Source organism: Streptomyces sp. NPDC059224 (assembly GCF_042754285.1).
In the GTDB taxonomy this organism is placed as follows: domain Bacteria; phylum Actinomycetota; class Actinomycetes; order Streptomycetales; family Streptomycetaceae; genus Streptomyces.
The window spans coordinates 38,207-59,362 of the sequence record NZ_JBHZAN010000042.1 but is presented as its reverse complement, the minus strand read 5'-3'; the positions used below and the strand labels follow the sequence as shown (position 1 = coordinate 59,362).

28 protein-coding genes are annotated in these 21,156 nt (G+C 71.7%); 17 read left to right on the top strand and 11 right to left on the bottom strand.

Translation table 11 applies throughout. The features are described from left to right. The first annotated feature begins 125 nt into the window (after positions 1-125). From ACFXI4_RS36695 to ACFXI4_RS36650, 10 genes are all read left to right on the top strand, one after another. Complete coding sequence (locus ACFXI4_RS36695) at positions 126-488, top strand: gas vesicle protein (protein ID WP_384999568.1); 363 nt, start codon at positions 126-128, stop codon at positions 486-488. A 29-nt stretch (positions 489-517) separates the two neighbouring features. Next, a complete protein-coding gene (locus ACFXI4_RS36690; protein WP_384999565.1) occupies positions 518-952 on the top strand; it encodes a gas vesicle structural protein GvpA in 435 nt (144 codons plus the stop codon). Positions 953-954: 2 nt separating this feature from the next. After that, entirely contained in the window at positions 955-1,668 is a 714-nt protein-coding gene (locus ACFXI4_RS36685; protein ID WP_384999562.1) for a GvpL/GvpF family gas vesicle protein, read from the top strand. 12 nt (positions 1,669-1,680) lie between these two features. Then, a complete protein-coding gene (locus ACFXI4_RS36680; protein ID WP_362725896.1) occupies positions 1,681-1,935 on the top strand; it encodes a gas vesicle protein GvpG in 255 nt (84 codons plus the stop codon). A 21-nt stretch (positions 1,936-1,956) separates the two neighbouring features. Then, positions 1,957-2,391, top strand: a complete 435-nt coding sequence (locus ACFXI4_RS36675; protein ID WP_384999558.1) for a gas vesicle protein — start codon at positions 1,957-1,959, stop codon at positions 2,389-2,391. Continuing rightward, positions 2,384-3,208, top strand: a complete 825-nt coding sequence (locus ACFXI4_RS36670) for a GvpL/GvpF family gas vesicle protein (RefSeq protein ID WP_384999555.1) — start codon at positions 2,384-2,386, stop codon at positions 3,206-3,208. The genes ACFXI4_RS36675 and ACFXI4_RS36670 overlap by 8 nt, the downstream gene beginning before the upstream one ends. Further along, positions 3,205-3,438: a gas vesicle protein gene (locus tag ACFXI4_RS36665; protein ID WP_384999552.1), complete on the top strand. Its 234-nt coding sequence runs from the start codon at positions 3,205-3,207 to the stop codon at positions 3,436-3,438. The genes ACFXI4_RS36670 and ACFXI4_RS36665 overlap by 4 nt, the downstream gene beginning before the upstream one ends. Further along, positions 3,402-3,869, top strand: a complete 468-nt coding sequence (locus ACFXI4_RS36660; protein ID WP_384999549.1) for a gas vesicle protein K — start codon at positions 3,402-3,404, stop codon at positions 3,867-3,869. The genes ACFXI4_RS36665 and ACFXI4_RS36660 overlap by 37 nt, the downstream gene beginning before the upstream one ends. Positions 3,870-3,983: 114 nt before the next feature. Continuing rightward, on the top strand, positions 3,984-4,157 hold the full coding sequence (locus ACFXI4_RS36655; protein ID WP_362732380.1) for a CsbD family protein: 174 nt from the start codon (positions 3,984-3,986) through the stop codon (positions 4,155-4,157). A 109-nt stretch (positions 4,158-4,266) separates the two neighbouring features. Further along, a complete protein-coding gene (locus ACFXI4_RS36650) occupies positions 4,267-4,626 on the top strand; it encodes a low affinity iron permease family protein (protein WP_384999605.1) in 360 nt (119 codons plus the stop codon). Positions 4,627-4,653: 27 nt separating this feature from the next. Here the strand turns inward: ACFXI4_RS36650 and ACFXI4_RS36645 are convergent, their stop codons facing one another. After that, entirely contained in the window at positions 4,654-4,986 is a 333-nt protein-coding gene (locus tag ACFXI4_RS36645) for a helix-turn-helix domain-containing protein (protein WP_362732384.1), read from the bottom strand. Between the two features lie 429 nt (positions 4,987-5,415). Then, positions 5,416-5,589, bottom strand: a complete 174-nt coding sequence (locus tag ACFXI4_RS36640) for a hypothetical protein (protein ID WP_384999546.1) — start codon at positions 5,587-5,589, stop codon at positions 5,416-5,418. Between the two features lie 158 nt (positions 5,590-5,747). On the opposite strand from ACFXI4_RS36640, the gene ACFXI4_RS36635 reads away from it, so the two are divergent. After that, positions 5,748-6,413 carry a nitroreductase gene (locus ACFXI4_RS36635; RefSeq protein WP_384999544.1) on the top strand — a complete coding sequence of 222 codons (666 nt, stop codon included), beginning with the start codon at positions 5,748-5,750 and terminating at the stop codon, positions 6,411-6,413. Between the two features lie 67 nt (positions 6,414-6,480). Here ACFXI4_RS36635 and ACFXI4_RS36630 read toward each other — a convergent pair whose 3' ends face one another. The 5 genes from ACFXI4_RS36630 to ACFXI4_RS36610 all read right to left on the bottom strand — a co-directional run bounded on the left by ACFXI4_RS36630 (position 6,481) and on the right by ACFXI4_RS36610 (position 11,405). Beyond that, the gene (locus tag ACFXI4_RS36630) at positions 6,481-7,491 is read right to left on the bottom strand and encodes a zinc-dependent alcohol dehydrogenase family protein (RefSeq protein ID WP_384999541.1); all 1,011 of its coding nucleotides are present in this window, start codon (positions 7,489-7,491) and stop codon (positions 6,481-6,483) included. A 127-nt stretch (positions 7,492-7,618) separates the two neighbouring features. Next, positions 7,619-7,969, bottom strand: a complete 351-nt coding sequence (locus tag ACFXI4_RS36625) for an ArsR/SmtB family transcription factor (protein ID WP_384999539.1) — start codon at positions 7,967-7,969, stop codon at positions 7,619-7,621. A gap of 75 nt (positions 7,970-8,044) precedes the next feature. Then, the gene (locus tag ACFXI4_RS36620) at positions 8,045-9,184 is read right to left on the bottom strand and encodes a DNA alkylation repair protein (protein ID WP_384999536.1); all 1,140 of its coding nucleotides are present in this window, start codon (positions 9,182-9,184) and stop codon (positions 8,045-8,047) included. A gap of 68 nt (positions 9,185-9,252) precedes the next feature. Further along, positions 9,253-10,650, bottom strand: a complete 1,398-nt coding sequence (lpdA, locus tag ACFXI4_RS36615; RefSeq protein WP_384999534.1) for a dihydrolipoyl dehydrogenase — start codon at positions 10,648-10,650, stop codon at positions 9,253-9,255. Positions 10,651-10,703: 53 nt separating this feature from the next. Beyond that, a complete protein-coding gene (locus ACFXI4_RS36610; RefSeq protein ID WP_384999531.1) occupies positions 10,704-11,405 on the bottom strand; it encodes an SDR family oxidoreductase in 702 nt (233 codons plus the stop codon). Positions 11,406-11,580: 175 nt separating this feature from the next. On the opposite strand from ACFXI4_RS36610, the gene ACFXI4_RS36605 reads away from it, so the two are divergent. The 3 genes from ACFXI4_RS36605 (at position 11,581) to ACFXI4_RS36595 (ending at position 13,728) form a co-directional block, all read left to right on the top strand. After that, on the top strand, positions 11,581-12,081 hold the full coding sequence (locus tag ACFXI4_RS36605) for a winged helix-turn-helix transcriptional regulator (protein WP_384999528.1): 501 nt from the start codon (positions 11,581-11,583) through the stop codon (positions 12,079-12,081). Positions 12,082-12,163: 82 nt separating this feature from the next. Next, entirely contained in the window at positions 12,164-12,670 is a 507-nt protein-coding gene (locus ACFXI4_RS36600) for an SRPBCC family protein (protein WP_384999525.1), read from the top strand. Next, on the top strand, positions 12,670-13,728 hold the full coding sequence (locus ACFXI4_RS36595) for an LLM class flavin-dependent oxidoreductase (RefSeq protein ID WP_384999522.1): 1,059 nt from the start codon (positions 12,670-12,672) through the stop codon (positions 13,726-13,728). The genes ACFXI4_RS36600 and ACFXI4_RS36595 overlap by 1 nt, the downstream gene beginning before the upstream one ends. Positions 13,729-13,786: 58 nt before the next feature. On the opposite strand, the gene ACFXI4_RS36590 is transcribed toward ACFXI4_RS36595, so the two are convergent. Continuing rightward, entirely contained in the window at positions 13,787-14,452 is a 666-nt protein-coding gene (locus ACFXI4_RS36590) for a TetR/AcrR family transcriptional regulator (RefSeq protein WP_384999519.1), read from the bottom strand. A 237-nt stretch (positions 14,453-14,689) separates the two neighbouring features. Between ACFXI4_RS36590 and ACFXI4_RS36585 the strand changes: the two genes are divergently transcribed. From ACFXI4_RS36585 to ACFXI4_RS36575, 3 genes are all read left to right on the top strand, one after another. Beyond that, positions 14,690-15,472, top strand: a complete 783-nt coding sequence (locus ACFXI4_RS36585) for a polysaccharide deacetylase family protein (protein WP_384999517.1) — start codon at positions 14,690-14,692, stop codon at positions 15,470-15,472. Between the two features lie 69 nt (positions 15,473-15,541). Next, on the top strand, positions 15,542-17,905 hold the full coding sequence (locus tag ACFXI4_RS36580) for an FUSC family protein (protein WP_384999514.1): 2,364 nt from the start codon (positions 15,542-15,544) through the stop codon (positions 17,903-17,905). A 63-nt stretch (positions 17,906-17,968) separates the two neighbouring features. Next, the gene (locus ACFXI4_RS36575) at positions 17,969-18,316 is read left to right on the top strand and encodes an amidase family protein (protein ID WP_384999511.1); all 348 of its coding nucleotides are present in this window, start codon (positions 17,969-17,971) and stop codon (positions 18,314-18,316) included. Between the two features lie 9 nt (positions 18,317-18,325). Here ACFXI4_RS36575 and ACFXI4_RS36570 read toward each other — a convergent pair whose 3' ends face one another. The 3 genes from ACFXI4_RS36570 to ACFXI4_RS36560 all read right to left on the bottom strand — a co-directional run bounded on the left by ACFXI4_RS36570 (position 18,326) and on the right by ACFXI4_RS36560 (position 21,142). Further along, positions 18,326-19,426, bottom strand: a complete 1,101-nt coding sequence (locus ACFXI4_RS36570) for an NADH:flavin oxidoreductase/NADH oxidase (RefSeq protein ID WP_384999508.1) — start codon at positions 19,424-19,426, stop codon at positions 18,326-18,328. 190 nt (positions 19,427-19,616) lie between these two features. Further along, positions 19,617-19,871: a hypothetical protein gene (locus ACFXI4_RS36565; protein WP_384999505.1), complete on the bottom strand. Its 255-nt coding sequence runs from the start codon at positions 19,869-19,871 to the stop codon at positions 19,617-19,619. Between the two features lie 203 nt (positions 19,872-20,074). Next, positions 20,075-21,142, bottom strand: coding sequence for an alpha/beta fold hydrolase (locus tag ACFXI4_RS36560; RefSeq protein WP_384999502.1), 1,068 nt, complete (start codon positions 21,140-21,142; stop codon positions 20,075-20,077). Positions 21,143-21,156: the final 14 nt, after the last annotated feature.

The window sequence follows — 21,156 nt, the reverse complement described above, 5'->3', positions numbered from 1 at the left end:
GCTGTACGGCCGCACGGCGACGCGCGGCCGTCATGGGCCCGTCGCAGCACTGCTTCAAGATGTATATGCTGAAATAGTACATTTTGTTGATATCGGAGTGCCGCTCCAGTGACGGAGTTGGGAACATGCCCGCGTCTGACAAGAACGGCACGGGAAGAGGCAGACGCCCCTCCCCCAAAGACGACACCGCTCGCAGAACTGACGGCGTCGGCGCCCGGAAACCTGTCAAACGTTCGGCGGCCTGGGCCATGCGCTCCGCCGCCGGGCAACTGGAGGAACTCCTCGGGCGCACCCCCGAATCGGTTTCGGCAATCAAACCGACCGAGGAGGGATGGGAAGCCGACGTCGAGGTACTCGAACTGGAACGAATACCCGAGACCACCAGCGTCCTCGGCACCTATCACGTGACGCTGAGTGCGAGAGGTGAACTGCTGGCGTACGAACGGATCCGCCGCTACACCCGCGGCCAGATCGACCGGCGCCGCTGATATGCACAAGGGGGGTGAAAGGAGGCACCATGACTGTGGTGCCACAGGGCGGCAGCGGTGTCTCGCGCGGCAGCACGAGCAGTCTGTACGACGTCCTGGAGCTGATTCTCGACCGCGGCCTGGTCATCGACGTCTTCATCCGTGTGTCCATCGTCGGTATCGAAATCCTCAAGATCGACATACGCATCGTCGTGGCCAGCGTCGACACCTACCTCCGCTTCGCCGAGGCGTGCAACCGCCTGGACCTCGAATCGGGCAGCAAACAGCCCACCAAGCTCACCGACCTCGTCGGCGAGATCACCGAAGGCGGGGCCGCGGGCAAGTCCAAGGGCGCCCTGACCGGCGCGGTCGACGCCGTCAAGGACACCCTGACCGGCGGCGAGGAAGAGGAAGAGGACGAGGAGGAGCCCCGGCCGCGACGGCGTCGGCCGACCACCACGGCTTCCCGGCGGCGGAGGGAATGACCATGGCCGTCTACGTGTACTCCATCACCTCGGCGGACCACCCGATGAGGCTCCACGGCGTCCACGGCGTCGGCGAGCCGCCCGCCGCGCTGCGCACGGTGACCGCCGGAGGTCTGTGTGCGGTCGTCAGCGAGACGCCCGAGGGCCTGCGAGCCCGACGGCGCGACGTCCTGGCCCATCAGCAGGTCCAGGAGCGGCTGATGGCCGACGGCGCCGTGCTGCCGCTGCGGTTCGGCATGACGGCCGAGGACGACGACGCCGTTCGCACGGTCCTGGAGGGCAGGGCCGCCGAGTACGCACAACGGCTGCGATCGCTGGACGGCACCACCGAGTACAACCTGAAGTGCTCGTGGGAGGAGGAGGCCATGCTGCGCCGGATCCTGTCGGATTCCGACGAGGCCCGCGAGCTCAACACCGCGATCCGGGGCGGCTCCGGCACCCCGCAGATGTCACTCGAGCTCGGCGAACTGGTCGCCCAGGAAGCCGAGGCGCGACAGGAGGCTCTCGCCAAGGGCATCGTCGAGGCGCTGCACCCGTACGTGTGCGACGAGAGCCGCTCCGCCCCCCGCGGCGAGGACTTCCTCAGCGTCTCTTTCCTGGTCCCGGCGGACAAGGAGGAGATGTTCCTGGCCACCGAGATCAGCCTGGCCAACCAGCTCGGCGAGGACTGCGCGATCCGGCTGTACGGACCGCTGCCCCCGTACAGCTTCGTGTGAAAGGTACGGCTCATGGGCTTGCTGACTCAGCTCCTCACCCTTCCGCTCGCGCCGGTACGGGGCGTGGGATGGGTCGTCGACCGGGTGGTCGAGGCCGCCGAACGGGAGTACTACGACCCCGAACCCGTCGAGCGTGAACTGGCCGCGCTGGAAAGAGACCTGCTGGAGGGCCGCATCGACCAGGCGGACTTCGACGAGCGCGAGGACCTGCTCCTCGACCGTCTGGAAGAGATCGCCGCCTACCGGCGGGGCGACGCCCCTTCCTGAGCTGGAATCGAGGTACCCGAGGTGTCGGAACCCCCCGCCAACCGGCTGAGCACCTACCCATCCCGGGCAACGGCCCCGTACAGCAACGACCACGGCTCCTCGGCGAACCTTGCCGACATCCTGGAACGCGTCCTGGACAAGGGCATCGTCATCGCCGGGGACATCCGCATCAACCTCCTCGACATCGAGTTGCTCACCATCAAACTCCGGCTGATCGTCGCCTCCGTCGACAAGGCCCGGGAAATGGGAATCGACTGGTGGGAGCATGATCCGTCGCTCTCCTCCCGTGCCGGTGACGAGCACGCCCTGGCCGAAGAGAACAGAAGGCTGCGGGCGGAGATCGAGGCATTGCGGGGCCGGAGGGCTCTGTCCGGCGACAAGACACGGCCGGCCGAACGGCGCGCCCGCCGCGGCACTCCCCCGCCCGACGCGGGGACCGGGGTGAGTGATGACTGAGACAGTCGCCTACGCCTACGCCGCCCTGTTCCCCGTCGAGGGCCTCGGCACGGCCCTGCGCGGCGTGGCAGGTGTGGCGGGGGCACCCGTCCGCCTGGTGCCGGCAGACTCCGGCGGGACACCGGCGGCAGCGGTCAGTTCGGTACCTGCCCAGGACTTCCGGGAAGACGCCCTGCGCCGCCATCTGGAGCACCTGGACTGGCTGGAGACGGTCGCCCGCGCCCACCACAACGTGATCGAGGTCCTGGCCGCACACACGACCGTGCTGCCGTTGCGGCTCGCCACGGTGTACCTGGACGACGAGCGGGTGGAGGCGATGCTGCGGGAGCAGACGGACGCGTTCTCGCGTGCCCTGCGCCGGCTGGCGGGGCACCTCGAATGGGGCGTGAAGATCTACGTCGAGCCTCCGCCGGACCCGCGGCCCACCGATGCGCCGGTGGCGGCCGGCCCGGCCGACGGGCTCAGTCCGGGCCGGGCCTACCTCCGCGCCCGCCGCTCCCAGCGGCACCTGCGCGACGAGTCCTACCGGGCCGCCCGGGAGGCTGCCGAACGGGTGGCGGAGATCGGCCGCACGATGGCGGCCGACCACGCCAGGCACCGGGTTCAGCAGGGGGAACTCGCCGTCGGCGCCGGGGAGAACGTGGTCAACGACGCCTACCTGCTCCCGCGCGAGGCGGCAGCGGAGTTCCGTAGCCGGATCCTGGACGCCGTCCGGGACCTGCCCGGCGTACGCGTCGACGTCACCGGCCCCTGGGCGCCGTACTCCTTCGCCGTCCCGCCCGGGGCCCAGCCCCCCGCCACGGACCGGACGCCATGAACGAGGTACAGCGGCTTCCCGAGACCGAGCCGCTGGCGCAACGCCAGGTGGCCCTCGTCGACCTGCTCGACCGCCTGCTCAGTGGCGGCGTCGTCGTCACCGGGGATCTGGTGCTGTCGATCGCCGACATCGACCTGGTCCGGATCTCGCTGCGGGCTCTGATCGTCTCCGTGAGCGCGCAGAACCCGTCACCATGGACGGCACCGGCGGGCCCGGAGGGCGCTCCGTGACGGGCGCGGGCGCCGGGCGGACGCCCGGGCCGCCGGACCGCCTGGCCGAGGTCGCCGACGCGGCCACCCGGGCCTTCCGGCTGCTGCCCGCCGTACCGGACGACATCGCGGCGGCCCGGCAGCCGGGGCCGCCGCAACCCGCCCGCCGCATCAGCACCGACCCCGACACCGTCGAGCGAGACCTCGTCCGGCTCGTGCTCACCCTGGTCGAACTGCTGCGGCAGCTCATGGAGCGCCAGGCACTGCACCGTGTCGACCAGGGGGACCTCACCGAGGAGCAGGAAGAACGGCTGGGCTCCACCCTCATGATCCTCCACGACCGCATGTCCGAGCTGTGCGCCGACCACGGCCTGACCATGGAGGACCTCAACCTGGACCTCGGCCCGCTGGGAACACTTCTCCCGCCCACGCACCCCGAGGGGCGGTCCTGAGCGCGGAGCGGCCCGTCGGCCGCCGGATGCCGGCCGCCGGGCCGTTTGACCGTCCGAGGCGGGGTACTCGCAGTGGTGCACGAATCCCCCGAGCGGCAAGGACGGTGAATGACGATGGCCGGAGGGCAGAAGGCCAAGGGCAAGATGGAAGAGGCCACCGGAAAGGCCAAGGAGACGGTCGGGAATGCCGTGGGCAACGAGCGGATGACGGCCGAGGGGCAGGCCAAGAAGTCCAAGGGCGCGGCGCGTCAGGCCAAGGAGAAGACGAAGGACATCTTCAAGCACTGACGAGACCGGTCACGAGCGGGATCTCCTGGTGGGGATCCCGCTCCTTCACGCACTGCCGGAGCACGCGGTGGCCGGCAGTTCCCTGGCGGTTCCGGAAGGCGAGGAGAGCATGGCCGTACGACATCCTGCCGAGAGGGGCAGAGGGAGATTCGAGCACTTCGCCGAATCCGCCTCGAACATGACGAGCTCGCCCGCGTTCTACGTGTTCTGCATGCTCCTCGTGGCCTTCTTCGTAGCCGCGCACGCCGCCCATCTGGCACTTTCCCAGCAGATGCTGGCCGGCGACCTGATGACGTGCGTGACGTTGCTGCTGCTGGCGTTGCTGAAGAACTCGGAGCGCCGGGCCGAGCGCGCCGTCCAGCGGAAGCTCGACGCGATCATCGCGGCGCTCCTGGAACAGAGCGACGGCGAAGCACGCGGGGTCCGGCAGGACCTGCGGAAGGCGATCCGGATGGAAGAAGACCTCTGACACCGTTGGTCCCGGCCCGCGGCGGGCTCATGCCCGGTGTTCTTCGCGCTCGTGGTCGTGCTGGAGCAGGAGGGCGAGCAGTCCGGCGACGGGGAGGCCGCCCTCCGCCGGATGGCGGAGACTGGTGTCCGGCTGGATGCGGTACGTGTTGCTCCGGCCCTCGCGGGTGTGGGTGAGATACCCCTCGGACTCCAGGTCGGTGATGATCTTCTGGACCGCCCGCTCGGTGAGCCGGCAGCGCGCCGCGATGTCACGGATGCGGGTGGACCGGTCCTCCGCGATGGCGACCAGCACGCGGGCGTGATTGGTGAGAAACGTCCAACCGGTGTGTGGCTTCGGTGCCTCAGTTGCTTGCCCCATGCTCCCAGGCTAGACGTGTTGTTCGCGCATCCAGAAGACTGAAAGTCTATTCAGGTATCCCTTGAGGTGTAATCGGCCGGCGGGCAAGTCTTGTGGAGAGATCGTGCCGTCTCTTCCGCTCCGGGCGGCGGGCGGAGGACGCCCCGAGCGGAAGAGAGGGAGGACGCCCTGAGCGACGACGAGACCAAGGACGCCCGGGGTGCGGACGACCTCGTGGCCGAGGCGGCTCGGCTGCGGCGCGCCATGCGTACGCACCCGGCCGTGGACCAGGCCACGGGCGTACTGGCCCTGCAGGGCGACTCACCGCCCGACGGATTCCGGACCCAGCTCGCCTCCGCGCTGAGCGCGCTGCGCACCGACGAGGGCGGCGCGCCGGATGACCGGCCCGAGCCGCGCCGCGGTCGCGCCCCGCGCGAGGGGGACGGCGGCTCAGTCCTCACCCCGCACGACGTTCCAGTCGTCCCCGCTCCGCGGCCGGCCCGCGGTGCCGTCGGTCGTCGCGCGCACCCAGGTGCGTATGCCCTTGCCGCGCAGGCGGCGTGCCTTCGCCCAACCCGTCTCGGATCCGCGGGCGCTGCCCGTCTTCATGGCTTCCCTGGTCACGGCTTCTCGTCTTCTCTCTGCCCGGCCCCGTTCCGGCCCGGCGCGCAGGAACTCCCCCGTCGTCTCCCCCATGGCACTCACCCCGGCCGAGTCCCCACTCGGCACACCCGCAAACGCCGGGACAAGGCCGCCGTCGCCGGACGAAAGGACCCGAGGACGTGGATGTGTACGAGGCCGTGCGCAGTCGAAGGGCCGTGCGGGCGTTCAGTGACGAGCCGGTGCCCAGAGAGGTGCTCGAACGGGTTCTGGCCACGGCGGCCCGGGCTCCGTCGAGCGGGAACCTGCAGCCGTGGCACGTCTACGTCGTGGCAGGCGGCCCCCTGGCCGAACTGAAGAGACGTGCGACGGCCAGGGCGCTGGCGGGAGATCCCGGTGACGAGCGGGAGTATCCGATGTATCCGGCCGAACTGGTCCCGCCGTATCTGGACCGTTTCTCGGCCGCCGCCGCGCAGCGGTACGAGGCACTGGGGATCGAGCGCGACGACCCCGGCAGGCCCATGAAGGTCGCCGCCCTGAACACGGAGGCGTTCGGGGCTCCGGTCGTGTTGTTCTGCTACCTCGACCGGACGATGGGCCCAGGGCAGTGGGGGGACGCGGGGATGTACCTGCAGACGGTCATGCTGCTGCTCAGAGCGGAAGGGCTGCACAGCTGCCCTCAGGTGATGTGGACGATGTACCGCAGGACCGTTAGCCGGGCGGTCGGCGCCGATGACGGCCTCGTCCTGTTCTGCGGTGTATCGGCCGGCTTCGAGAAGGAAGACGCACCCCTGCTGCGCACCGGGCGCGCGAGCATCGGGGAGACGGTGAGCTTCGTCGGTGCGTGACCGACCGGTCCGACGCGGCGCCCACCGGCCGTCCCGGCCGGGACGGCCGGTGGGCGCCGGGCGGGGTTCACGCCGAGGTGTCGTCGTCGTGGGTGACAGTGACGACGATCTTGCCGACCTGGCCGTTGGCCGCCATGTAGCGGTGGGCCTCGGCGATGTCCGCGAGGTCGAAGGTGCGGTCGACGACCGGCGCGAAGGCGCCGGAGGCGAGGCCCGCGTTGACGAAGGCGACCGCGCGGCGCAGGCGTTCGGGGTCGGTGGTGATCTCGAAGAGCGTGTACGTGCTGCTGGTCAGTGCCGGGAAGGACTGCGCGTTCGGCAGCGGGGTGGGGCGCGGGTCGAGGGCGCCGTAGACCACCAGGAACCCGCCGGGGGCGATGCCCTGGGCGAGGGTCTCGACGCCGGGTCCGGCGACCGGGTCGAAGGCCAGCCGGACGCCCTCGCCGCCGGTGATCTCCTTGATCCGGGCGGGCAGGTCCTCCTCGTCGGTGACGATCACGTGGGCGGCGCCCGCGTCCAGGAGGCGCTCCCTCTTGCCGGGGCCACGCGTGGTGGCGATCGGGATCGCGCCGACGTGGCGGGCGATCTGGAGGGCGGCCAGGCCCACACTGCTGGAGGCCGCGGAGATGAGGACGTGGTCGCCGGGACGCACCCGGCCGCTCTCGGCGAGGGGCCCGTAGGCGGTGATGTAGGCCATCCAGACGGCCGCCGCCCGCACGGGCTCGACCTCGGCGGGGCGGGGCACGACGGCAGAGGCGGGAACGATGACGTGATCGCCGTAGGTGCCGTAGTCGGTCTGCAGGAACTGCGGCACGACCGCGACCGGGTCACCCTCGGCGAGACCGGCGACCCCCTCACCGACCGCCTCGACGACTCCGGCGGCCTCGTAGCCCAGCGTGGAGGGGAAGACCGGGTCGTAGAAGTAGCCGCCCTCCCGGTACATGATCTCGGCGCGGTTCAGACCGATCGCGTCGACACGGATCCGTACCTCTCCCGCGCCGGGGGCGCCGATCTCGACGTCACGGAGGGTCAGGACCTCGGGTCCGCCGGTCTGATCGAACTGTACGAGTCGTGCCATGGTGCATCCGTCCTCGGGGCAGGGATGAGGGGAGTCGCGCCGGTACGAACTCGGCGTCATCACCCACCCTGCCCCAAGCTTCGATGACCGTCAAATTTCGAGAGCCGTCAAAGTACTGTCGGCCGGGTCAGGCGGCGCTCGCCCCTTCCTCCGCGGTCGCGGCGGCCAGCACGGCCGTCAGCAGGCCGGGAAATCGCCGCTCCATCTCCTCGGCGCGGAGCGTGTTCATCTTGGCCGTCCCGACGTAGTACTGCCGGATCACACCGGCCTCGCGCAGCACGTTGAAGTGGTGGGTCAGCGTCGAGAGCGACACCGGCGCCTGGAACGTCCCGCAGCTCAGGTCCTCGCCCGCGCCGGCCAGCTGCGTCACCACCATGCGCCGCACCGGGTCCACCAGCGCCTCCAGCACCTGCTGGAGCGAGACCTCCGACAGCTCGGGGTGCTCCACTGTGCGTGCCGCGGTGCGGGGGCGGGCCACGGTGACTCCTCGGGGTGACTTCGGGACGGTCACGTCATAGTACGACCGTCATCGAAACCACCGGCGTGCCCAAGATCACTCCCCGGCGTCCGGCGACACGGGCCCGTCGGCCTTCAGGAGCCGGAAGTCCGCCCTGTCGTAGCGGTGCCCGTTGACCTGGAGCTGCACGGCGTGCGCGCCCGGATAGTAGACGCGGGTGGTGAGGGGACGGAACGAGTGGCTTCGAGTCAGGTCGGCCGACTCTCCGGGGCCCAGGCGGCGCTTGGCGAGCTTGAACACCTTCGGCGCCGGCCTGCCGTTCGCCTTCAGGTGATGGACGACATAGTCGATGGCGAGGGAGACCGGTCCGTCCGAGACGTTGGTGATGCGCGCGGTGAAGACGAGGTCTCCGCCCATGGGCACATCGGTCTTCGACAGCAGCGGGCCCACCACCTTCACGTCCTCGCCGCCGCCGTGGAACCCGACCAGTTCCAGGGCGGCCGGCTCGCCCTTCTTCACGAGGGTCCGCATCGCGTGCCGGACCAGGGCGGGGGTGGTGGACTCCGGCTTCCGCAGCCAGCGGGCGGCGGCCTCGGCGGCGAGTGCGGCGTCCAGCCGCGAGACGTCGTTGAGGTGGTTCGCCACCGACCGGCGCACGTCCGGCGAGGCGTCCGTGTACAGCCTGTCCAGCACGGGGAGCGTGACCGCCGGGTCGCGGTTGAGGGCGGCCACCTGCCGGGCCCAGGGCAGTTTGGGGCGGGTGCCCTCGCTCGCCAGCCTGCGTACGGCCGGATCCGGGGAGCCGGTCCAGGTCAGGGCGGTGGCGAGGGTACGGTCCAGGTCCGCGACGAGGAAGGTGCGCAGCGCGAACTCACCGGTCAGGCGGGGCGTGAGCCGCGCCAGCAGGTCGAGGCCGTCGTCGAAGTGCCGGCCGGTGCCGGAGGCGGTGGCGCCGACGGCGACGGCCTCGCTGACCGGCCAGATCATCCAGCCCGTCAGATCGGCCCGGGTGAGGGACCGTCGTACCGCCTGGGCCAGTTGCTCGTAGTCACGGCCGCAGTCGGCCAGGAGTGCGTCGCCCACCGTCCGGGCCCGCTCGCTGAGGCCCAGCGGGCGAAGCAGCGCCGCACTGTCCGCCACGGCCTGCCAGCGCGACGCGACGGGGGCGGCCTCCTGGAGGATGCCGGACAGGCGGCGGATGCCGTCGGGACTGATCAGCTCGTCCGCGGTGGGCACGTCTCCTCCAGGGCGCGGTGTCGGGGTCGAAGAAGGTTACTTCACCCGGCCGTACGCCCGGCCCCGGCTCAGAGGTTGATCATGTGGCCGGCGAGGCCGTGCAGGGCGTCCTGGACCGCCTCGCTCAGGGTGGGGTGGGCGTGGACGTTGCGGGCGAGTTCGGTCACCGTGAGGTCCCATTTCTGGGCCAGCGTCAGCTCGGGCAGGAGCTCGGTCACGTCCGGGCCGATCAGGTGGCCGCCGAGGAGTTCGCCGTAGCGTGCGTCGCTCACCAGTTTCACGAACCCGGCCGTGTCGCCGAAGCCGTGGGCCTTGGCGTTGGCCGTGAAGGGGAACTTCGCCACCCGTACGTCGAAGCCCTCGGCACGGGCCTGGGCCTCGGTCCAGCCGAAGCTGGCGATCTGCGGCTGGCAGAACGTGGCCCGCGGGATCATGCGGTAGTCCAGCTCCATGGTCTCCGCGCCGGCGATGCTCTCGGCGGCGACGATGCCCATCGCCTCGGCGGTGTGCGCCAGCATCAGCTTCGCCGTGACGTCACCGATGGCGTAGATGTGCGGTTGGCTGGTACGGCAGTACCCGTCGACGTCGATGGCCCCGCGCTCGGTGAGCCGTACCCCGGTGGCGGCCAGTCCGTAGCCGGCCGTGCGCGGCTGGAAGCCGGTGGCCTGCAGGATCTTGTCCGCCTGGAGCACCTGTTCGGTGTCGCCCTGCCGGACGGTCACCCGGACGTCGTCCTCGGTCTCCTCGATGCCCTGCACGGCTGTCGAGGTCAGCACCCGGATGCCCTGCCGTTTGAAGCGCCGGGTGAGTTCGGCGGAGACCTCCTCGTCCTCCAGCGGCGCGATCCGGTCCAGGAACTCCACCAGCGTCACCTCGACGCCGTAGGACCGCAGCAGATAGGCGAACTCGACGCCGATGGCGCCCGCACCCGCGATGACCAGGCTGGCGGGCAGGCTGTCGGAGAGGATCTGCTCCTCGTAGGTGACGACGCGCCGGCCCAGGGCCGTGCTCGGCAGCAGCTTCACGGTCGAGCCGGTGGCGATGATGCAGGACCGGAAGGTGAGTGCCGTCTCCCCGTCCCGCATCCGCACCTGCAGGGTGTGCGGGTCGAGGAAGGTGCCCTGCCCCTCGAACTGCTCGATCTTGTTCTTGCGCATCAGATAGCCGACGCCCTTGACGCGTCCGTCGGCCACCACCCGGCTGCGCTCGTAGGCGGCGCGGTAGTCCAGGCCCACCTCGCCACTGATCTTCACGCCGAACTTCTCCGCGTCGTGCAGGATCAGCTGGGCCACCTCCGCGTTGCGCAGCAGCGCCTTCGCCGGGATGCACCCGATGTTCAGGCAGACACCGCCCCAGAACCGGCCCTCCACGACGGCGGTGCGCAGGCCCAGCTGGGCGGCCCGGATCGCGGCCACGTAGCCGCCCGGCCCGGCCCCGAGAACGACGACATCGAAGTCGGTTTGCATGGCTCCACCTCACCACTGGGTCGGGTCGGTCAGCGCACTGCACCGCCGCACGATCAGACGGTGCCGTAGAGGAGATCCAGCGGCCCGGACAGGGCGGCGCGAACCTTTCGGGTCGTCTCGTCCACCAGCACCTCGGGCTCGTCACGGGCGATGGCGTCCATGGTCTGCGACGCCACCTCGGCCGGGTCGATCTTCGGGCCCTCGATCTCCGTGGTGGCGTCGGTCTCCACATAGCCGACGTGCACACCGACGACCAGGGTCCCCTGGTCCCGCAGGGCGAGGCGCAGCGCGTTGGTCAGCGACCACTGTGCGGACTTGGACGCCGCGTAACTGGGGAAGCGGCTGTTCGCCCGCCAGGAGGCCACGGACAGCATGTTCACCAGGGCTCCGCCGCCGTTGGCCGCGAGGACCGGCGCGAAGGCCCGGGAGACGGCCCAGGTGCCGAGATAGTTCACCTCCAGCTCCCGCCGCGCCCCGTCCAGGGAACCGCCCGCCAGCAGGGGCGGTCCGCCCTGGATGCCCGCGTTGTTGATCACGATGGTGGCGTCGGACGCGGTCCGGGCGGCGGCCTCGACCTGGTCGTCGTCGGTGACGTCGAGGCGCAGCGGTTCCAGTCCGGGCTCGGTGAAGTCCTCGGGCCGGCGGACGCCCGCGTACACCTTGGACGCGCCCCTGGCCAGCAGCGCGCGCGAGAACGCCAGGCCGATCCCGCGGTTCGCTCCGGTCACCAACGCGACCGATCCCTCGATCTTCATGGTCGGACACCTCGTCTCGGCGCAGGGAACCCGTCATGACCAGTCAAAGCGCACCGGGCATCGCTGTCCACGCGGCCCGTACCCGGCCGCTCGCCGGTGGGGCGATCCCGCACGGCCACCGTCAGCTGAGTCTTTTGATGAGACTCTATCCGCCGAGACTCGTTATCGTGAGGGCATGAAACGGACGTCGTTCGCCACGTGGCCGTGCTCCATCGCACGGACCGTCGATCTGTTGGGTGACCACTGGACTCCGCTGGTGCTGCGGGAAGCGTTCTACGGGATCCGCCGCTTCGACGACTTCCAGCGGGAACTGGGCATCGCCCGCAACACGTTGACCGACCGGCTGCGTCACCTGGTCGACGAGCGGATCCTGGAGAAGCGGCAGTACGAGGCCGAGCCGCCGCGCTACGACTACGTCCTCACGGAGAAGGGGCGGGACCTGTTCACGGTGCTCGCCGCGATGTCCGCGTGGGGCGACCGCTGGCTGGCCGGGGAGCGCGGGGTCCCCGTGGTGTTCCATCACGACGCGTGCGACCACGACACCACGGCCGAGGTGGTCTGCGCCCACTGCCGGACCCCGCTGCGGGCCGAGGAGACCTCGATGCGGATGGGGCCCGGCTATCCCGAGCGGCTCAGGCAGCGGCCGGACGTGCGACGGCGGTTCGGTACCGACTGAACTCGGCGCGCTCCCTTGACATGGTGAGTCTCATGACGCAACTCTGTTGGTCAGACGCTTGACGGCAGGGAGGCCGACGATCTTGGAGTGGACGGGCGCACGCTACGCGGACAGACCGACGGTCGAGGTGCGGACCTGGATCGACGCCCCACCGGGGCGGGTGTGGGCCCTGGTCAGCGACATCGAACTGATGCCGGAGATGAGCGAGGAACTCCGGTCCGTCACCTGGCTGGACGGCGTGGCCGGACCCGAGGTGGGCGCCAGGTTCGTCGGCCGCAGCGAGCACGAGGCGTTCGGCACCTGGGAGACCACGTCCCAGGTGATCGAGTGCGAACCGGGGTCGGTGCTCGCCTGGGCCGTCGAGGACCCCGCCGCTCCCTCCGCGGTCTGGCGGTTCCGGCTGCGCCGCGAGAACGGCGGGACCGAACTGTCGCAGTGGATGCAACTCGGGCCGGGCCGGTCGGGGCTGTCCGTGGCGATCGACCGGATGCCCGACAAGGAGCAGAAGATCGTGTTCGTACGGCTGCGGGAGTTCGAGCGCAGCATCACCGCCACCCTCACGCAGATCAAGCAGCGGGCGGAGGCGTGATGCGGACAGCCACCACGATCGAGGCCTCGGGCAGCGAACACTGGTCCCAGCTGAGCGACTTCGTCGTCGAGGCGGAGAAGCTGGGCCTGGACGTCTGCTGGGTCGCCGAGGCCTGGGGTTCCGACGCGCCTTCCGCCCTCGGCTACTACGCGGCGCTCACCGACCGGATGCTGCTCGGCTCCGGCGTCATGCAACTGGGCACCCGGACGCCGACAGCCGTGGCCCAGACGGCCGTCACCCTCTCCAACCTGTCCGGCGGGCGCTTCCTGCTCGGCCTCGGCGCCTCCGGCCCGCAGGTGATCGAGGGACTGCACGGTGTGCCCTTCGCCCGGCCGCTGCGGCGCATGCGCGAGACGGTGGAGATCGTGGGGCGGGTGCTCGACGGTGGTCGACTGTCCTATTCCGGCGCCGAGTTCAACGTTCCGCTGCCCGGCGGCGAGGCCGTGCCGATGCGGCTGTCGATGCGCGCCGAGCACCGGATCCCGGTCTACCTCGCCGCCCTGTCACCGGCCATGCTGCGCCTGACCGGTGAGGTCGCCGACGGCTGGCTCGGCACCAGCTTCGTGCCCGAGGGCGCGGCCGACGCCTACTTCGCCCCTCTCGACGAGGGCCTGGCCCGCGGCGGCCGGACCCGCGCCGACCTGGACGTCTGCCAGGGGGCCGAGGTCGCCTTCGCGCCCGACGAGGAGGCGCTCGGCGCGATGGTCGCCGGCCGCAAGAAGGAACTCGCCTTCAGCCTCGGCGGCATGGGGTCGGCGTCCACCAACTTCTACAACGGCGCCTACAGCCGCCAGGGCTGGGCCGAGGTCGCCGCCGAGGTGCACGAGCGCTGGCAGGACGGCGACCGCGACGGCGCGGCCGCCCTGGTGACCGACGAGATGGTGCTCGCTACGACGCTGATCGGCACCGAGGCCATGGTGCGCGAGCGGCTGGCCGTCTGGCGCGACGCGGGCGTGGACATGGTACGGCTCTATCCGGCCGGTGAGACCCTCGAGGAGCGGCTCGCCACCCTGGGCCGGGCGATCGAGCTGGTCCACGAGGTCGACCGGGCCGCCTGAGCGGACGACGCCGCGCCGCGCCGGAGGGCGGCCGGAAGCCGCGCCCGGCACCGGCGTCTCAGACCTCCGGAGCCGTGGCGCGCAGACCGTCCAGCAGGGCGGTCAGGATGCGGGTCAGCCGGGGCTCGACGTCGACCACCGCGTGCGCCAGCTCCGGGTGGCTTTCGTAGAGTTCACGAAGTCCGGTGCCGGGCGCGGCCATCTGCCACAGCGCCCCGGCCATGCCCGTGGCGGTGGCGACCACGTCCAGGGCCGCGCCCTCGCCGATCCCCAGCAGCCCGCGCAGCACAGTGGCGATCGAGGCGACCTCGGCGAGCGCGATCGTCTTGAACCCGTAGGCGGAGTCGAGCGACACGTTGCGCTCCAGGTTCAGCGGCGCCTGGGCAAGCAGGTCGCAGAAGAACGGCCGCGCCACCAGCGACCGGGCGAGGGCGGCCGCGATCTCGTCATGACCGGCGCCGGTGAGCTCACCCAGCCGTGCGCGCAGCGCCGCCGACCATTCCTGCCAGCCTTCGCCGGTGAGCGTCAGAAAGATCTGCTCCCTCGTCTCGAAGTACCGCAGCATGGCGGACTTGTGCATACCGACGGCGGCGGCGATGTCGGTCAGCGTGACCTCACGCACGCTGCGCCCGGTGCCGAGCGACCGGGCGGCGTCGAGGATCTCCCTTTCACGCTGCTGCTTGGCCGCCGCACTGCGGGCACGCTGAGGACGGTTCGAACTCACGCGCGGAATATTAGCACAACTCAGTTGCATTAACGGGGCGCCCGGGGCTCCGCCGCGCGGTTGCGGGCCGGACCGCCAACACCGATCGCTCCGCCCGCCGTTAAAGGACACACGGGGTGCCCGTCGCAGATCTCCAGCGGAATTGTCCGTGATCGGTAACGGATGGATCCGGTGACCCCCTCCATCCGTCTGGACGGGTGCACGAGAGCAGCGGAACGACAAGGATCGGGGCGGACGATGGTACGGCGCGGCGGACGAGGATGGTACGGCCAGGTGGCCGCGGCGGCGCTGGGGGTCACGGCGGTGGCTGTGGCCGCCTCACTGTGGACCTCACCGTCCGGCCCCGTCGGCAGGGGCGCGGGGGCCGGGACCTCGGCGCACCCCGCGGCGCCCGGCCCCGCCCGGAAGGCCGCCGCCGTGTCGGCGGAGATCGCGCACGCCTCGGACCGGGGCGAGCGGGGCGTCAACATCACCGTCGACGACGGGCCGGACCCGGTCTGGACGCCGCAGGTGCTCCAGGTGCTCAAGGAGTACGGCGTGAGGGCCACGTTCTGCATGATCGGCCCGCAGGCGAAGGCGCATCCCGACCTGGTCAGGGCGGTGGTGGCGGCCGGGCACCGGTTGTGCGACCACACGGTGTCGCACGACGTCACCATGGACCGCAAGTCCGAGGCCTACCAGTCCCGGCAGATCCTCGACGCGGAACGCATGATCACCGAGGCGTCGGGGGGCGTACGGCCGCTCTACTACCGCGCCCCGGGCGGCGCCTTCACCCCGTACAGCAGGAAGCTCGCCGCCTCGCGCGGCATGCGGCCGCTCGGCTGGAACGTCGACTCGAAGGACTTCGAACGCCCCGGCACGTCCGCCGTCGTCACCACCGTCAAGGACGAGATGCCCAACGGGCCGACCATCCTCTTCCACGACGCCGGCGGCGACCGCTCCGAGACCGTGGCCGCCCTGCGCGAGGTGCTCCCCTGGCTCAGGGGACAGGGGTACACGTTCGGCTTCCCGGTGCGGTGAGCCGGGCCGCGTCAGCGGTGTGCGCCGGGCCTCGGGCAAATGTTGCGGACCGCCCGGAGGTGGCCGCATATGGGTGGTGTGCGCGGCGCGGCGGCGGAGCCGGCTGCCTGGGGCCGGCGGGAGGTGTGCATGTCGGGGCGGGCACCGCGCTGGGTGACGTGGTTGCGCGACCGGGACCCGGACCTCGCGGCGACCCGGCGGGCCGGGCGTACCGCGCTGGTGATGCCCGCCCTGTTCGCCCTGTCCGGCGAGGTGTTCCACAACCCGACGATGGCGAGCTTCGCCGCGTTCGGGACCTTCTCGATGCTGCTGCTGGTCGACTACTCCGGTTCCATGGTGGAGCGGCTGCGGGCGCAGGCGGCTCTCGCGGTGGCCTGGCTGGTGCTGATCTGTGTCGGGACGCTGGCCGCCGCGCAGATCTGGCTCGCCGTACTGGCCACCGTCGTGGTCGGGTTCGTGGTGCTCTTCGCCGGTGTGGTCAGCTCCGTCCTGGCGGGCAGCTCGACGGCGCTCCTGCTGGCGTTCGTGCTGCCGGTCAGCGCACCGGTGTCGCTGTCCCAGCTGCCGGACCGCCTCGCCGGGGCCGGTCTCGCGGCGGCGGCGGCGCTGCCGGCCGTCGCCCTGCTGTGGCCGCGCCCCGCCGCCGATCCGCTCAGCGCACCGGCGGCGGCCGTCTGCCGTGCCGCCGCCGCATACCTGCGCACCCGGGCCTCCGCACCGGCCACTGGCGGGTCGGCGCCCCTCGACGACCGGTGCAGAGCCGCGGCGGAGCTCACCGCCCGCGCCGGCGCGGACCTGCGGGAAGCGTTCGACGCCACCCCCTACCGGCCGACCGGCCTGTCCGCGACCTCACGGGCCCTGGTCCGGCTGGTCGACGAACTCACCTGGCTGTGCGCCGTCCTCCTGGACCGGTCCGGCTACGCCGAGGAGCCCCCCGGCTGTGATCCGGCCGCGCTCGGCGTGCGCCGTACCGCGGCCCATGTCCTGGAGGCGGCCTGCGACCTGCTCACCGACCTGAACGGCGACACCGGCCCGCTGCGGACCCGTGCCGAACGGCTGCGGGCGGCGCTGAGCGGGATGGAGCACAGCTCCACCGTCCACGTGCCCGCCGAGCACCCGGGCGGGAACAGCCCGGCGGAGAACTACAGGTTCATCGCCGCGCTCGACGTGTCCTTCCGCGCCCAGGAACTCGGCTTCGCCGTGCTGCAGATCGCCGACAACGTGGACATGGCGGCCACCGCCTGGCAGCGCAGCTGGCCCGAGCTGCTGCTCGGCCGGGAGCCGGGTGCGCTGGCCGCGCCGCTGGCCTCCGCGCGGGAACGGGCCGCCGCCCATCTGAGGGCCGACTCCGTGTGGATGCACAACAGTCTGCGCGGCGGTGTCGGCCTCGGCATCGCCGTGTTCCTGGCCGGCGTGACCGGTGTGGAGCACTCCTTCTGGGTACTGCTCGGCACCCTGTCCGTGCTGCGCTCCAACGCGCTCAGCACAGGGCAGAACGCCGCCCGCGCCGTCCTCGGCACGGTGGCCGGCTCCGTGGCCGGTGCCGGGCTGCTGCATCTGATCGGCCATCACGGCACCGCGCTGTGGTTCGTGCTCCCGGTGGCCGTCCTGTGCGCCGGCATCGCGCCCGCCGTGATCTCCTTCGCCGCCGGGCAGGCCGCGTTCACCGTCACGCTCGTGGTGCTGTTCAACATCGGCCACGATCCCAGCTGGCATGTCGCCCTGCTGCGCATCCAGGACATCGCGCTGGGGTGCCTGGTGAGCGTCCTCGTCGCGCTGTTCTTCTGGCCGCGCGGCGCCCAGGCGGCCGTTCACAAGGCACTCGCCCAGGCGTACGAGGACAGCGCCCGTTACCTGGGGGCCGCCGTCGACTACGCCCTCGGCCACAGCCACCCCGCGGATCCGGATCCGCAGAGCCGGGCGGCGGCGGCCTCCGCGCGCCGTCTCGACGACGCGTTCCGCAGCTTCCTGGCCGAACGCGGCGCCAAGCCGCTGTCGCTGGCCTGCACGGCCACCCTCGTGTCGGGCGTCGTCGGGCTGCGCCTGGCCGCCGACGCCGTCGTCTCCCTGTGGCAGGGCGAGGACCGGGCGCGCGTCCAGGCCGTGCGGGCGGACGCCCACCGTGCCGTCCTCGGGTCCGCGGATCTCGTCACCGACTGGTACCGCGGTCTGGCGGCCAGCCTCGGGGACCACTCCCCCGTCCCCGACGTCGTCCCCCTGCATCCCGAGGGTGCGGCGCGGCTGGTGGAGTCCGTCCGCGGCGAACTCAGCGACGGTCAGGGCCGGGCCACCCCCGTCGCGGTCCGGATCATCTGGACCGACGACCATGTCGACGCCGCCCGCCGGCTCCAGCCCGGCCTCGCGGACGCGGCGAGGTCCCGGGCGGCGGCGCACCGCGGCCGGCTGCGGAAGTGGCCCACCAGAACCGGCTGACCCCCGGCGTTGACCGACCGGCGCCCCCGGGTGCTTCTCGTCAGTGTCCGGCGGACCTGAGGGGTGCACGGACAGGTACGCGCCCGGCGGCCGCCGCCGGCCGGGCTGCGGATCGGCGTGCTCACCGCGTCACCGGTCGACGGGATCGCGGTGGACCCATGGGAAGGGGTTGCCGACGGGAATCCTCTGGCGGCGCTGCTGAGCAGCTACCCGATGGGGGTGTTCACCTCGGTGTTCGACGTCACCGGGCAGCCGGCGGTCTCGCTCCCCGTCCACCACGACGCGGCCACCGGACTTCCGGTCGGCGTCCAGATCGTCGCCGCGCCCTGGCGGGAGGACCTGCTGCTCCGGGTGTCGCGCACCCTGCAGCCGGCCCTCCCCTGGAGCGGTCGCCGCCCGCCCGTCTGCTGACGCCTCGCGTCAGGCCCGGTGGTACTGGACGGGGGTGTCGACCGTGCCACCGAGCTGCTCGGCGGCGTGGCGGGCCCAGTAGGGATTGCGCAGGAGTTCGCGGGCCAGGAGGACGGCGTCGGCCGTGCCGGAGGCGACGATCTCCTGGGCCTGCGCCGGATCGGTGATCATGCCCACGGCTGCGACGGGCATGCCGGTCTCGTTGCGGACGCGCTCGGCGAAGGGCACCTGGTACCCCGGGCCGGTCGTGATCCGCGCGTCGGGGACGATGCCGCCCGTGGAGACGTCCATCAGGTCGACGCCGTGCGCCAGCAGCTCCTTGGCGAGGCGGACGGTGTCGTCGGCGGTCCAGCCCTCACGGCCGTCCTCGGCGTTCTCCGAGAGCCAGTCGGTGGCGGAGATCCGGAAGAACACCGGCAGTTCCTCGGGCCATACGGCGCGGACGGCGTCGACGACCTCCAGCGCGAAGCGGGTCCGTCCCTCGAAGGATCCTCCGTACTCGTCGGTGCGCCGGTTGCTCTGCGGGGAGAGGAACTGGTGGATCAGGTAGCCGTGGGCGCCGTGGATCTCGGCGACCTGGAACCCGGCCGCGAGAGCGCGTACGGCCGCGTCGGCGAACTGCCGGACGGTCTCACGGATGCCTTCCGCGGTCAGTTCCTCGGGAACCGTCGAGGTCTTGCCGAAGGCCACCGCGCTGGGGCCGACCGGGGTCCAGCCGAAGGGTTCGGCCGGGGCGATGGGGCGCCCGCGGTCGACCCAGGTGCGCTCGGTGGACGCCTTGCGCCCGGCATGCGCCAGCTGGATGCCCGGCACGCTGCCCTGCGACTTCAGGAACGCGGTGATGCGCCGGAAGGCGGCGACCTGCTCGTCGTTCCAGATGCCGAGGTCGTACGGGGAGATCCGGCCCTCGGGGCTGACGGCGGTGGCCTCGGTGATGATCAGCCCGGTGCCGCCCGCGGCACGCGCGGCCAGGTGCGTGAAGTGCCAGTCCGTGGGTACGCCCGCCCGCTCGCCGCCGGGCTCGGCGCTGTACTGGCACATCGCCGCCATCCAGACGCGGTTGGGGATCGTCAGCGACTTGAGATCGAAGGGGGTGAACAGCGAGTTCAACTCGTAACTCCTTGGGGGCGGGACGGGACGAGGTGCCGGGCCGGCCGGGGGCCGACCGCGGTTCCTGACGTCCCCAATAATTGCATGCGCGGGTATTTCATTCCCGCCCACTACCCGCGATTCATGGCTGCCGGTTCCGAGGCCGGCGCCGGGTGACGACACCGGCGGCCTCCTGTACGGGACCGGTGATCTACGCCGGGAGCAGACGCAGCGCGTCGAGGTGGTCCACCGTCCAGATCAGCCGTACGACAGCGGAAGCATCGTGGGCGTCCGCGTCCGAGGTCAGTTCACGGCGCAGCGCCTGTTCGAGCGCCTGCTCCGCCTCCCTCGGTCCGTCGATCGGCTCGCAGGCGCCCAGGACCCCGGCACGGGCGGCGGCCCGCTCACCTCGGCAGGGTCCGGGCGGAACCGGGTGGCCACACAGTCCGTCTCGGCGCGCAGACACCTGGCCTGGTGGGCGCAGACCTCGGGCAGGGAGGTGCGCACGGGTGCGCCGGCCGGGCGACTTCGGCGGTCCGGCTTCCCGCGGGTCACGCGCCAGACAGAGCGGGAGCGGCCCGGCTCCTGACCGTCACGTCCCCGGGCCGCCGGGCCCGCGACCGTCGCCGCGCCCCGGTGCGCCGCTGCCTCGGCTCGGACCGCCTCCGGTCAGGAAGGTGACGGTGCCACGAGGCGGTCCGCGTCCACGACCGCCTGTGCGAAGGCCTCGGGCGCCTCCTGGGGAAGGTTGTGGCCGGTGTCCGCGAGGGTGCGGTGCTCGTACGCGCCGGTGAACCTGTCCCGGTAGGTGCTGCCGTCCCCGGGTGCGGTGAACGGGTCGCGGCCGGGATCGAGGGTGATGGTGGGCACGGCGATGGACGGCTTCGCGGCGAGTCTCTTCTCGAGGTCGTCGTAGCGGCGCTCTCCGGGGGCGAGACCGAGCCGCCAGCGGTAGTTGTGGATGACGATGGCCGCGTAGTCGGGGTTGTCGAAGGCCGCCGCCGTACGGTCGAAGGTGGCGTCGTCGAAGTCCCAGGTCGGGGACACCTGTGTCCACACGAGCCGGGTCAGGTCACGGCGCCTGTCCCGGTCCTCCATGGCCCTGCGGCCGCGCTCGGTGGCGAAGTAGAACTGGTACCACCAGGTGTACTCGGCCTTCGCCGCCAGTGGTTCCAGGTTGGCCTTCAGGTCGGTGACGAGGTACCCGCTGACCGACACCAGCGCCCGGCACCGCTGCGGCCAGAGCGCGGCGATGATGTCGGCGGTGCGCGATCCCCAGTCGAAGCCGGCCAGCACGGCCTTCTCGATCTCGAGGGCGTCCATCAGCGCGATGATGTCGAGCGCGACGACCGACTGCTGGGCGTTGCGGACCGTGCGGGCGGACAGGAAACGCGTGGTGCCGTGACCGCGCAGGTAGGGGACGACGACCCGGTACCCCTGCCCGGCCAGCAGGGGGGCGACGTCGACGTAGCTGTGGATGTCGTACGGCCAGCCGTGCAGGCAGATGACGACGGGGCCGTGGGCCGGGCCGGCCTCCGCGTAGCCGACGTCGAGCAGTCCGGCCCGTGTCTGCCTCACCTGGGAGAAGGAGCCCGCGCCCCCGCCGGCTGCCGCTCGTCGGTCCCGGGCGGCCGCGGGGGCCGCGGCGCAGGCCGGGGGAACCTCCCCAAGACCTCCCAGCGAGACAGCCCCCGCGCCCGTGCCCACCGCCTGGCCGAAGGTGCGCCTGCTGATCACGTGAAGACCTCCTC